Origin of the sequence: Gordonia sp. SL306, from assembly GCF_026625785.1 — a bacterium.
Lineage (GTDB): Bacteria > Actinomycetota > Actinomycetes > Mycobacteriales > Mycobacteriaceae > Gordonia.
Genome location: NZ_CP113063.1, coordinates 1,092,129 through 1,104,484, shown reverse-complemented (window position 1 = coordinate 1,104,484; position 12,356 = coordinate 1,092,129). Strand labels below are relative to the sequence as shown.

The 12,356-nt window shown below is 65.8% G+C and carries 13 protein-coding genes; all 13 read left to right on the top strand.

Going from position 1 to position 12,356, the window contains the following annotated elements; all coding sequences use genetic code 11:
• Positions 1–39 precede the first annotated feature (39 nt).
• Positions 40–1,161 (top strand): NDMA-dependent alcohol dehydrogenase, encoded by a 1,122-nt coding sequence (locus OVA31_RS04900; protein ID WP_267629980.1) that lies wholly within the window; start codon positions 40–42, stop codon positions 1,159–1,161.
• Between the two features lie 34 nt (positions 1,162–1,195).
• Positions 1,196–1,618: a nuclear transport factor 2 family protein gene (locus OVA31_RS04895; protein ID WP_267629979.1), complete on the top strand. Its 423-nt coding sequence runs from the start codon at positions 1,196–1,198 to the stop codon at positions 1,616–1,618.
• 166 nt (positions 1,619–1,784) lie between these two features.
• Positions 1,785–2,621 (top strand): mycofactocin-coupled SDR family oxidoreductase, encoded by an 837-nt coding sequence (locus OVA31_RS04890; protein WP_267629978.1) that lies wholly within the window; start codon positions 1,785–1,787, stop codon positions 2,619–2,621.
• 101 nt (positions 2,622–2,722) lie between these two features.
• Entirely contained in the window at positions 2,723–3,880 is a 1,158-nt protein-coding gene (locus OVA31_RS04885; protein ID WP_267629977.1) for an ABC transporter substrate-binding protein, read from the top strand.
• Between the two features lie 211 nt (positions 3,881–4,091).
• Positions 4,092–5,249, top strand: a complete 1,158-nt coding sequence (locus tag OVA31_RS04880; protein ID WP_267629976.1) for an ABC transporter substrate-binding protein — start codon at positions 4,092–4,094, stop codon at positions 5,247–5,249.
• A gap of 64 nt (positions 5,250–5,313) precedes the next feature.
• Positions 5,314–6,198, top strand: coding sequence for a branched-chain amino acid ABC transporter permease (locus OVA31_RS04875; protein WP_267629975.1), 885 nt, complete (start codon positions 5,314–5,316; stop codon positions 6,196–6,198).
• Positions 6,195–7,094 (top strand): branched-chain amino acid ABC transporter permease, encoded by a 900-nt coding sequence (locus OVA31_RS04870; RefSeq protein WP_267629974.1) that lies wholly within the window; start codon positions 6,195–6,197, stop codon positions 7,092–7,094. Before OVA31_RS04875 ends, OVA31_RS04870 begins: the two co-directional genes overlap by 4 nt.
• On the top strand, positions 7,091–7,843 hold the full coding sequence (locus tag OVA31_RS04865; protein ID WP_267629973.1) for an ABC transporter ATP-binding protein: 753 nt from the start codon (positions 7,091–7,093) through the stop codon (positions 7,841–7,843). Before OVA31_RS04870 ends, OVA31_RS04865 begins: the two co-directional genes overlap by 4 nt.
• Positions 7,836–8,561, top strand: coding sequence for an ABC transporter ATP-binding protein (locus OVA31_RS04860; RefSeq protein ID WP_267629972.1), 726 nt, complete (start codon positions 7,836–7,838; stop codon positions 8,559–8,561). The genes OVA31_RS04865 and OVA31_RS04860 overlap by 8 nt, the downstream gene beginning before the upstream one ends.
• Complete coding sequence (locus OVA31_RS04855; RefSeq protein ID WP_267629971.1) at positions 8,551–9,090, top strand: pyridoxamine 5'-phosphate oxidase family protein; 540 nt, start codon at positions 8,551–8,553, stop codon at positions 9,088–9,090. Before OVA31_RS04860 ends, OVA31_RS04855 begins: the two co-directional genes overlap by 11 nt.
• A complete protein-coding gene (locus OVA31_RS04850) occupies positions 9,087–10,655 on the top strand; it encodes an AMP-binding protein (RefSeq protein ID WP_267629970.1) in 1,569 nt (522 codons plus the stop codon). Before OVA31_RS04855 ends, OVA31_RS04850 begins: the two co-directional genes overlap by 4 nt.
• Entirely contained in the window at positions 10,652–11,404 is a 753-nt protein-coding gene (locus OVA31_RS04845) for an enoyl-CoA hydratase/isomerase family protein (protein WP_267629969.1), read from the top strand. The genes OVA31_RS04850 and OVA31_RS04845 overlap by 4 nt, the downstream gene beginning before the upstream one ends.
• 125 nt (positions 11,405–11,529) lie before the next feature.
• A complete protein-coding gene (locus OVA31_RS04840) occupies positions 11,530–12,300 on the top strand; it encodes a FadR/GntR family transcriptional regulator (protein WP_267629968.1) in 771 nt (256 codons plus the stop codon).
• Positions 12,301–12,356 lie beyond the last annotated feature (56 nt).

Sequence of the window (12,356 nt, the reverse complement as noted above, 5' to 3'; positions counted from 1 at the left end):
TCTCGCCCCAATCGGGTGAGCGACTCGGAGGAGATCTTCATGAAGACAATGGGTGCACTGATCTGGGAGCCCGGAACTCGATCGGGCTGGAGCGTCGAAGAGATCGAGATCGACCCGCCGAAGAGTCGGGAGGTCAAGGTGAAACTGGCCGCCTCCGGCATCTGCCACAGTGACGACCACGTCGACACCGGCGACATCCCGCTCGACTGGGCCCCGATCATCGGCGGCCACGAGGGCGCGGGCGTCGTCGAAGAGGTCGGCCCGCACGTCACTGACTTCGAAGTCGGCGACCACGTCGTTCTCTCGTTCATGCCGGCCTGCGGCCGCTGCGAGAAGTGCAACATCGGCCTGACCAACCTGTGCACCATGGGTGCCGGCGTCCTCGGCGGCTTCGCGCCGGACGGCACCCACCGCGTACATGCTCGCGGCCAGGGCGTCGGACCGTTCTCCTACCTCGGAACCTTCTCGCCGTACGTCGTCGTGAACATCGACTCGTGCGTCAAGATCGGCAAGGACATCCCCCTCGACAAGGCTGCGCTCATCGGCTGCGGCGTGCCGACCGGATGGGGATCGTCGGTGTATGCCGCCGATGTCCAGCTCGGTGAGACCGTCGTCGTCATCGGCACCGGCGGCGTCGGAATGAACGCCGTGCAGGGTGCGGTCCACAAGCGCGCGAAGAACATCGTCGCCGTCGACCCGGTCGAGTTCAAGCGTGACCAGGCCAAGAAGTTCGGAGCCACCCACACGGTGAACAACCTCGACGAGGCGGCGAGCCTGGTCGCTGATCTGACCGGTGGGCAGGGTGCCGACAAGGTTCTGATCACCGTCGACATCGCCTACGGCCACCTGCTCAACCCCGCGCAGGAGATGGTGTGCCGCGGCGGCATGCTGGTCCTCACCTCCGCTGCCCCGGTCACGCAGCGCGACGTGCCGTTCGACCTGTTCACCTTCGCGATGAGCGGCAAACGACTGCAGGGCACCCTTTACGGCTCGACCAACGCGCGTCGCGATATCCCGATGATCGCCGACATGTACCGACGCGGTGAGTTCAAGCTCGACGAACTGGTGACCAAGACCTATGAGTTGGAGCAGATCAACCAGGCGGTCACCGACATGCGCGAGGGAAAGAACATCCGCGGCGTCATCATGTACGACCTCTGAGCGGCCGATCGTTCACTCTCGGAAAGGGAAAGACATGCGAGCAGACGACATCAACGACATCATCCGGGCCACGAATCTCTACGCCCGCGGGCTCGATCTCGGCGACCCGGAAGAAGCAGCATCGGCGTTCACCGCGGATGCGGTGTGGGACGCCACCGCCGTCGGACTCGAACGATACGAGGGCCACGCCGCCATCCTCGCCTTCTTTGTCGCGGATGCCGCGGCGGTCGAACGTGGTGCGCACATCCTGTCCAACCATCTCATCGACTTCGACGACGACGATCACGCACACGGGACGAACTATGTGTACGCCGAATGCGAGATGCGCAACGGCGGCGCGATCAAGGCGATCGCGTTGAACCGGGACTCCTACGAGCGTGGCGCTGACGGATGGAAGATTTCCGCGCGGGTCATCAGTCCGATGCTGACGCCGCAGATGGACGCGTTCGAGGTGTGACCCGGTACCGGCGCACCAAATCGACTGTGAGCGAAGGGATCATACTCGGTCGCGGTCTGACGCTTGCATATTGATCGGTCACGAGCTGGCGGGCAGTCGGATCGCCTGACTTGTCCCGCCAGATCACTGATGACACCTCATTGCTATCGAGATCGGAGAACTTCTTATGACACAACGGATGGCAGGCAAGGTCGCGTTCATCACCGGCGCGGCGCGCGGACAGGGGCGCAGTCATGCGCTTCGGTTGGCCGAAGAGGGCGCCGACATCATCGGCGTCGACATCTGCGCCGACATCGCGTCGGTATCGACCTACCCGCTGGCGACTGTGGCGGAGCTCGAGGAGACCAGGGCGCTCGTGAGCAAGACCGGGCGGAAGATGGTGACCAGCGTCGCCGACGTCCGGGACCTCGATCAGCTGCAGGCGGCCTTCGACGCTGGACTGGCCGAGTTCGGCCACGTCGACACGGTGGTGGCGAACGCGGGCATCGCGTCGTTCGCCAAGTCGTGGGAGCTGACGTCGCAGGAGTGGCGCGACATGATCGACGTCAACCTCACCGGCGTCTTCCACACCGCCAAGGTCGCCATTCCCTCAATGATCGAGGCAGGCAATGGCGGTTCCATGGTGTTCACGTCGTCGATCGGCGGTCTCAAGGGCATCGAGCACGTCGCCCACTACGTGTCGACCAAACACGGGATCGTCGGCCTGATGCGTACGATGGCAAATGAGTTGGCGCCGTATAACATTCGCGTCAACACGATTCACCCGACGAACGTCGACACGACGATGATCCAGAACCCGGGGACCTACGGCATGTTCGCGCCGGACGTCGCCGAGCCGACGGTCGACGACGCCCGTGACGGCTTCGTGTCCCTCAATGCGCTGCAGGTTCCGTGGGTCGAGTCGATCGACATCAGCAACGCCGTGCTGTTCTTGTCCAGCGACGAGGCGCGATACGTCACCGGCGTGACGTTCCCAGTGGATGCGGGTGCCAACATCCGGTGATGCGGAAGGCGCGCAGCGACCATTGATGGCTTAGCCATAATCATATTTATTATCAGAAATACGATCCTCGATCCGGGGCAACGCAAAGGAACTCTCGCATCATGAAAATCGGGACCACGAAGACTGCGGTGGCGGCGGTGGCGGCCGTCGCCGTGCTCGCCCTGAGCGCGTGTGGGGGTGGTAGCGGCACCCAGCAGAGTGGCCAGGGCGTCGCGAAGCAGATCACCATCGCGGCGGTCAACGACCAGACCGGTCCGGTGGCCTACGCAGGCGTCGGCGCCAGCAAGGGCGCTCAGCTCGCCATCGACCAGGTCAACGAGCAGGGCTTCCTCGGCGACGGCGTCACGCTGAAACTTCAGCAGACCGACACCGCGGGCGAGATCGACCGTGCCGTCAGTGAGATGACCAAGACGATGGCCGACAACGACGTTTCGGTGATCCTCGGCCCGACGATGGCGCAGCAGGCCGCGGCCGTCGCGCCGGCAGTCGGTCAGCGCAAGGTGCCGACGGTCTTCACCCAGTCCGGCTCGGAGGGGGTCGTGGTCAACGACTACACCTTCCGCGCCACGGCGCCGATGGAGAGCTACTACGACATCGCGGCGAAGTGGCTGGGCGACAACGGACTCAAGAACGTCTCGGTCATCTACAACGCGACGTACCCGACGTTCGCCAACCTTGGTAAGACGGTGTTCCCGAAGGACGCCGCGGCCAACGGAGTCAAGGTCGGCCAGTCGATCGAGGTGCAGTCGACTACGCAGGACTTCACCGGACAGGCCCAGCAGATCGCGCAGGCGAACCCGTCGGCCGTGTCCATGATGCTGATCGCCTCGCAGGCGGTCACCTTCATGAAGCAATTGCGTCAGGCGGGCTACCAGGGGCAGATCGTCGGCACCTCGGTGCAGGGCTCGGGCAACGCGGCCGCCGCAGGCGCTGCTGCCAAGGGCCTCGTCTACCCGGTCGACTTCTCGTCCGCGATGGACGGTGAAACCTCGCAGGCATTCACCAAGGCGTTCACCGCGAAGTTCGGCAAGGCGCCCGACGCGTACGCGGCCGAGGGCTTCGACGCCCTCTGGTGGGTAGCGCGTGGGATCAAGGCATCGAACGACTCGTCACGCAGCGGTATTCAGAAGGGCCTCGCGCAGGTTGCCGGGCAGGGCTTCGCCGGCGCCATGGGTGACCTGACATTCGACGGCAATGACATGCGCGTCACCGGTGCGATGGTCAAGTGGGACGGCAGCAAGGAGTCGCTCGTCGACTAGGGGATCCCGTTCTACCGGGGTGACCGCGGTCTTCCTTGTCGAAGTCCGCGGTCGCCTCGTCGTGGGGACGCATGGCTGTGAGCCTTGACACTATATGGCGGATCATATCTACTATTATCAGAGATTAGGGTGCCGGGAGATCGTGACTTCAACTGATCCGAGTCGCTGCCGGCGGGGATGCCCGCCCGCAATCACGAGAGGTATCAACACGGTGAAAGCCCGAAGAAATGCCGCCTTTGCCGCATTGACGATGTCTGGTGTTCTCGCCATGGCCGCCTGCAGCTCAGGTGGCGGCTCGGCACAGCAATCCGGCCAAGGGATCGCGAAAACGATCACCATCGCAGCTGTCAACGACCAGAGTGGGCCGGTCGGCTACGCGGGTATCAGTGCTAGCCGTGGTGCTCGACTGGCCGTCGAACAGATCAACGGACAGCGTTTCCTCGGCGAAGGCGTCACCATCACGATGCCGCAATCCGATCCGGCCGGCGAGATCGAACGAGCGGTCAGCGACATGACCAAGGCGATGGCCGACAACGACGTCTCGGCGATCCTCGGGCCGACGCTCGGCCAACAGTCCGCCGCCGTCGCACCGATCGTCAACAAGAGCAAGGTGCCGACCGTCTTCACCCAGTCCGGCTCGCCCGGTGTGGTGACCGGCGCCTACACGTTCCGGGCGACCGCACCGATGGAAACGTATTACACCAAGGGTGACAAGTGGCTGGCCGACAACGGATTCAAGCAGCTCTCGCTCATCTACAACGGCACCCTCCCGACCTACGCGAGCCTGGTCAGCGACGTCATCAAGCCCGACCAGCAGAAGTACGGTCTGTCGATCGACCAGACCGTTGAAGTGCAGTCGACCACCCAGGACTTCACCAGCCAGTCCCAGCAGATCGCCGCGGCCAGGCCGCAGGCCGTCGTCATGCTGCTGACCGCACCCCAATCGGTCACCTTCATGAAGCAGCTGCGCCAGGCGGGCTACACCGGTCAGGTTCTCGGATCCACCAACCAGAGTGCCGGGATGATCGCCCCCGCGGGCGCCGCTGCCAACAGTCTCGTCTACCCGGTGGACTTCTCGGCGGCGATGGACGCACCCGCATCGCATGCCTTCACCGCGGCCTACACGCAGAAGTACGGCAAGTCGCCGGACCCGTACGCGGCCGAGGGCTTCGACGCCATCTGGTGGATCGCTCGCGGCATCAAGGCTTCCAACGACTCGTCCCGGGAAGGCGTTCGTGACGGACTGACGAAGGTTGCCGGCACGGGCTTCGCCGGCGCGATGGGCGACATCACCTTCGACGGCAACGACATGCGCGTACCCGGCGTGATCGTCCGGTGGCAGGACGGGGAAGAGGACCTCCTCGAATGAAGCACCTCGTACGGAGGTCGGCTGCAGGCCGCGACCTCACCCGGTCACAGACAGGAAGTCCGACATGCAGGAGATTCTGAATGCGGCGACGCTGGGTTCGATTTATCTGTTGTTCGCGCTCGGCATGGCGCTGGCGTGGGGAACAATCGGGATCCTGAACTTCGCGCACGGTGCGACGTTCGTCTTCTCGGTGCTCGTCGCGAACATCGCCACCAAGGAGGTCGAGCTCGGGCTCCCGATCATCTTGCTGATCTGCATCACGGTCGGTGCGGTGCTGTCGCTGCTCACCCAGTTGCTGGTGTTCCAGAAGATCGTCAACGACGGCGGCAACCACCGCGCGCTCGAACTTCGGATCATCATCGCAGGAATCGGCGTCTCGGCGATCCCCATCGCGATCGCGCAACGCGAGAGCGGTGCCAGCCCGTTCGGCTTCAACACCGGATACGAGGCCTCGGTCTACGAGATCGCCGGGCTGCGGTTCACCACGACCACGATCATCATCCTCGTCGCGGCGATCGGCATCGGCGTCGGTCTGACCGCCTGGCTGAAGAAGTCCCGGCAGGGTTTGGCGCTGCGCGCCATCGGCGTCGACCAGGAGATCAGCGAGGGCATGGGTGTCAACCGGTCCGCGCTCGCCCTGGGCACGATGGCCGTCGCGGGCGGTCTCGCAGGTCTCGCCGGTGCACTCCTCACCCTGCAGCTCGGTGCGATCGCCCCCGAGTCCGGTGATCCGCTGCTGATCAAGGCGTTCGCCATCGTCGTCCTCGGCGGGCTCGGTTCGATGGGTGGCGCCGTGCTCGGCGCATACATCCTGGCCATCGCGGAAACGCTGATGATCCACTTCGAACTCGGTACCTGGGTGGACGCCGTGTCGTTCGGACTGATCTTCCTGGTGCTCCTGTTCCGGCCCCAGGGCATCTTCGGAACCAAGGAAGTGAGACGAACATGACCGACTGGTACAACGCCAACGCGGTTCTGCTCCAGCAGACGCTCACGACCATCCTGATGGCGTTGAGCATTCAGATTCCGATGCGCATGGGCGTGTTCTCCTTCGCGGGCGTCGGCGCGTTCGGCATCGGCGGTTACACCGCGGCCGCCGCGATGATCCACCTCGGCTGGGCGACGTTCCCGGCGATTCTGCTCGGCATGCTGCTCCCCGGCGTCATCGTCTATCTCCTCGGCCTGATCGTGGCGAAGCTGAACGGGCTGTATCTGGGTATGGCGACCATCGCGTTCACCCTGATCGTCGCGGTGGTCGCGGTCAACGGCGGCGAGCTCACCGGCGGCGCGTCCGGCCTGTTCGGGGCGCTCGGCGACCTGACCTTCGGGTCGATCCTCGTGGTGACCCTCATCGTCATCCTCCTCACGCAGCTCACCGAGTCGCGCGGCCTGGGACGTCGCATCGACGCCGTCCGGGAGGATCCGGAACTGGCGAGTGCGATGGGCATCGACGTCACCCGCTATCGCCAGCTCAGCTTCCTCGCGTCGGGACTCGTCGGCGGTCTCGCAGGCGGCATCACGACGCTGCTGCGCAGCACGATCACCCCCGCCGAGGTGAACTTTCACCTCGTGGTCCTGGCCCTGACCGTCATCGTCGTCGGCGGAACCCGCTCGTGGATCGGTGTCGTGATCGGCTCGATCGTGTTCGTGTGGCTGCCGACCGTCGTGTCGTTCGTCAGCGAATGGGAAGAGTTCATCTACGGCGTGATCGTGGTGCTCGCGGCGCTGTACCTGCCCAACGGCGTCCTCGGCGTCATCCGCGACGGGTGGCACCGCATGAGCACGCGAGACATCCGCGGCGGCATCGAACCGACCCGACCCGAACTCGCGAAGGCGGAGTCATGACCAGCAGCGATACCCGCCAGCCGCTCCTCGAATTGACCGACATCGCCGTGCACTTCGGGGGCGTCAAAGCAGTCGACGGTGTCACGATCAGTCTCGACGAAGGGCTGATCTACGGGATCATGGGCTCCAACGGTTCCGGTAAATCGACGCTGCTCGGCGCGGTGACCCGACTCAACCCGTTGACGCGCGGCGAGATGAAGTTCGACGGCACCCAGTTCACGAAGGTGCGGCCGCACCGGGTGGCGCACCTCGGAGTGGCGCGCACCTTCCAGACCGTCCGCCTCATCGACGATCGCACCGTGCGGGACAATGTGCGCCTCGGTCTGGACACGGTGTCGCGGAGCCGGCGTCGGGAACTGCCCGACTCGGCCGTCGACGAGGTGATGGAGCGGGTCGGCATCACCGCGATACAGCGAGTGCGGCCAAGCGAACTGTCTTACGGAATGCAGCGTCGCGTCGAGATCGCGCGAGCGATCGTCGGCAAACCACGGCTGCTGCTGCTCGACGAGCCGACCGCGGGCATGAACACCGCAGAGCGCGACGAGGTCAGCGACCTGATGCGCGCGTTGCAGTCGGAGGGTCTCACGCAACTTCTCGTCGAGCACGACGTCGCGATGATGGTCGACGTCTGTGACTACCTCTTCGGTATGAACCAGGGCGAACTCATCGCGCAGGGAAAACCGGCGGCGGTCGTCGCCGACAAGGCTGTCCGCGAGTCCTATCTCGGAAAGCAGGCAGGAGATGCTTGAGGTCAACGATCTGAACGTCAGCTACGGCGCGGTCAACGCCGTGCAGGGGGTCACCCTGCGCGCCGACGTCGGCAAGGTGACGTTGGTTCTCGGCGCCAACGGTGCGGGCAAGACGACGAGCCTGCGCGCCATCGCCGGCTATCACAAGCCCAAGTCCGGCGCAGTCCTGGTCGAGGGCGTCGACCTCGCGGGCAGCCGCGCCCACAAGATGGTGCGCAACAGGCTGGTGCTCGTCCCCGAGGGGCGTCGTGTCTTCGGGACGCTGACCGTGGAGGAGAACCTGCGGATCGGCGGCTACCGCGCCTCCCGATCGGAGGTCGAGGCGACGATCTCCGAGGTCTATGAGCAGTTCCCGATCCTGTCCGACCGCAAGGACAAGCAGGCCGGTCTGCTCAGTGGCGGCGAGCAGCAGATGCTCGCGTTCGGTCGTGCGGTGATGTCGCAGCCCAAGGTGATCCTGATGGACGAGCCGTCGATGGGACTCGCGCCCACCATGGTCGACTCGGTGATGACGAAGGTTCGGGAGATCGCCGACCGCGGCATCGCCGTCCTCATCGTCGAACAGAATGCCGACGCCGGATTGCAGATCGCCGACCAGGTATCGGTCATCACGCGCGGCACGACCGTGTGGACCGGCGCCGCGGCCGACGCCGACCGGGCAGCTGTGCACGCGGTCCTCGGCGAATCCGCACTCGAGGGAGATGTCGATGGCCACTGAGGACGGCGGCGATCAGCGGCCGGGTGCCACCGACATCGAGAAGCTGGCGGGCGCCAGGCTGACCGCGGCGGCCAAGGCCGAGCTGCTCGCCGCGCAGACCGAGTGCACGTTCTGCTTCCTCGACGCCGACGGCGGGCCGGCCGCAGTGGTGCTGAGCTTCGCCGTCGAGGACGGTACGTTCTGGATCACCAGCGTGGCGGGCCGGGTGCAGGTGCGCGGCGTCGAGCGCGACCCGCGGGTGTCACTCGTCGTGTCGGGCACGGGGACGACGGCGCAGGGCAGGCAGATGCTCGCGGTCAAGGGGACGGCCATCGTGCACCGGGACATCGCCGGACTCGCCGACAAGCTCGACCTCCTCGCGGCCCGGCTCGCGCCCGAGCATCCCGACGAGTTCGTCGCGCTGCTGTCGAGTCCGGGGCGGCGGCTCATCGAGGTGACGCCGACAGCCGTGGTGGCCAGCCATGATTCGCGGCGTCTCGCCGGCGATGGGCGGGGCGGGCCGGCGGCCACGCCCGAGGACGACCGATGACCCAGACGACTCACGCGATCCAGACGAGTGAAGTGGTGCCCAGCATCGGTGACTGGCTGGCGCTCTGCGCTGATCGCCCGTCGACCCTGACCGTGGACGGTGTCGCGACGACCGTCGCCGACCTCGACGCTGCCGCGTCGCGCGGCGCGGCCGGATTCACCGCGCTCGGACTGACGCGCGGCGATCGTGTCGGCGTCGTCATGAAGGCGTCTGTTTCAGCCCTGCAGGCGTGGTTCTCGATCGCGCGGGCCGGGCTGGTCGAGGTGCCGCTGAATCCGGGGACCGGGCCGGCGCTCCTCGAGTACTGCCTCGAGCACGCCGCTGTGCGCGTGGTCGTGTGCGACGCCGAGTTCGCCTGCCTGATCCGCGAGATCGCCGGCCGCGTCGACTCCATCGAGACGGTGATCGTCGCAGCCGGATCAGCCGGCGATCCCGACGATTTCGCCACGCTCATGGCGACCGAACCGATCGAGCTCAAGCCGGTTGATCCGCGTTCGTCCGCGGTCATCCTCTACACGTCGGGCACCACCGGTCCGCCGAAGGGTGTGCTGCTGAGCCATCGCGCGAACGTCAACCTCGCCCGCCACACAGTCGGGCTGATGTCCTACACAAGCGCTGACCGGCTCTACAGCGTCTTCCCGCTCTACCATTCCAACGCGCGGTACTGCTCGGTGATGGCCGCGATCGACGCGGGCGCCGACGTCGTGCTGCACCGCACGTTCTCGGCGACTCGATTCTGGGACATCTGCCGCGACGAGAAGATCACGGCGTTCAACTACCAGGGCGCCATGATGAGCATCCTGTTCAAACAACCGCCGCGCCCCGACGACCGCGACCACACCGTCCGCGCCGGGTTCGGCGCGCCGTGCCCGACGGAGATCTTCGCCGATGTGCAAGAGCGGTTCGGCATCGAACTGACCGAGATCTACGGCAGCACCGAGACATCGATCGTCTGCGACATGCCGCCGGCCCGGCGTCGGATCGGGACCGCGGGCACCGAATCGGTCAACTATCACGTCCGGATCGTCGACGCCGACGACGAACCCGCCGGTCCGGGTGAGGTCGGTGAGATCGTCGTGCGGCCGAAGAGGCCGGGCTTCATGTTCGACGGCTACGACGCGCGACCCGAGGCCACCGTGGATGCCTGGCAGAACTTGTGGTTCCACACCGGTGACCGCGGCATCATCGACGCCGACGGCTTTCTCACCTTCGTCGATCGGGTCAAGGACACGATCCGGCGGCGGGGCGAGAACATCTCGTCGTGGGAGATCGAGCGGGTCGTCGCCGACGATGCGGACGTGCTTCAGGTGGCGGCGTACGGCGTTGCGTCGGAGTTGTCCGAGGAGGACGTGGTGATCGCCGTGGTGCCCGCGCCCGGTGTGCGCGTGGACCCCGCTGCCCTCGTCGCGCGGATCGACGGACAGCTGACGTCGTTCGCTCGGCCGCGGTACGTGCGGATCGTGGACGCGTTGCCGTTGACCCATAGTCAACGAGTCGAGAAGTACCGGTTGCGGGCGCAGGGCATCACCGCCGACACGTGGGATCGAGAGAAGGTACGCGGATGAGCTACGAACGGTTCCGGATCTCCCACGTCGGCGACGGCGTCGCACTGATCACAATGTGCCGCCCACACAAGCTCAACGCGATGGACCAACAGTGGTTCGCCGAGCTCACGGCACTCACCGCCGAGCTCGGCGACTCGTCCGACGTGCGCGCCGTCGTCCTGACCGGCGAGGGCCGCGCGTTTTCGGCGGGCGGCGACATCGACATGTTCGCCGGGTTGAACGGCGACGTCTCCCGCGTGCGCCCGCACCTTCGGCGCGTCTACGAGGCGTTCCACAGCGTGGAGACCTGCGTGGTTCCGGTGATCGGCGCGGTGAACGGCATCGCGTTCGGCGGCGGTACCGAACTGGCGCTCGCCTGCGACGTCGTCGTGGCCGGCGAATCGGCCACCTTCTCCTTCAAGGAGGCGACGGTCGGCTTGATGCCCGGCTACGGAGTCATTCGGGCCCCGCAGGTGATCGGGCGGCACTGGACTCGGTACCTCTCGCTCACCGGCCGCACCGTTGGGCCGGACGTGATGGAGCGCGCCGGTCTGGTGATCGAGACCTTTTCCGACGACGAACTCGTCGCGCAGGCTCTCGAGATGGCGCGAGAGATGGCCGCACACTCGCCGCTCGGTGTCCGCGTCTCGAAGGCATTCCTCAACCGCGACACAGGGTCTGGATTCGCCGAGTCCGTGGAGGCGACCGCGCTGCTGTTCGGCACCGACGAACATCGGGCCGCGGTCGCCGCGTTTCGATCGCGTCGCTGACTCTGCAGTGTCATATCTATTATCATCTATGGAATCAATACCATAATTACCCAGGTCTGACCGCAACGGGCACCGAGGGTCCGATGACGCGAAATGTGTGTCATCGCCAGGAAAGGACAACGCTGATGACGACGCACCACCGAGGAGGTGCGCGCCCGGAGAAGGCCGCGCTGATCGTGGCGCGCTCGATCGTGGCCGACATCGATCGCCGAGGGCTTATTGCAGGCGATCGACTGCCCGCCGAACGCGCCATGCTGGAGACTTACAGCGTCGGCCGCGGAACCCTCCGGGAGGCCCTACGATTCCTCGAGTTGCAGAACGTGCTGTCGCTCAAGCCGGGGCCGGGCGGCGGACCGACGATCGAGAAGCCCGACTCGTCGGCGCTCGCGAACGCGATGCTGCTGCTCCTGCAGTTCGAGAATGCGCCGTTCGCCAACGTCGCCGAGACCCGCGGCGGCATCGAACCGTTGCTGGCGCGGTTGGCGGCGTCGCGGATGAGCGACGCCGAACTCGGCGAGCTGGAACGCTCGGTCGACCGTATGGCGGTGCACCTCGACGATCTGGGGATCTTCCTGGAGACCAACAAGGTGTTCCACAACTCCGTCGCGTGGGCCACCCAGAACTCACTGTTCGGATTCCTCGTCGACGCAATGCTCGACATCTTTGACGGCACCGTCGTCGGCGTCGACTACAACGAGCGTCGTCGCCAAGCGGTCCTCAAGGCGCACCGCCGGATCGTCGACGCATTGAAGCTGCGCGACGGTGACGCGTCGGAGGCCTCGATGGCCGACCACATCGACGAGTATTCCAAGTACATGGCGCGAAAGTTCCCCGAGGCGCTGGCCCGGCCCATCACCTGGGACATCGGGTGGCGAAATGGGCAGCTGCTCGGCTAGTTTCGCGCGGCGCTCGTCGTCTGCGTGATGATCGTGACAGGCGGGATTGTTCCCTC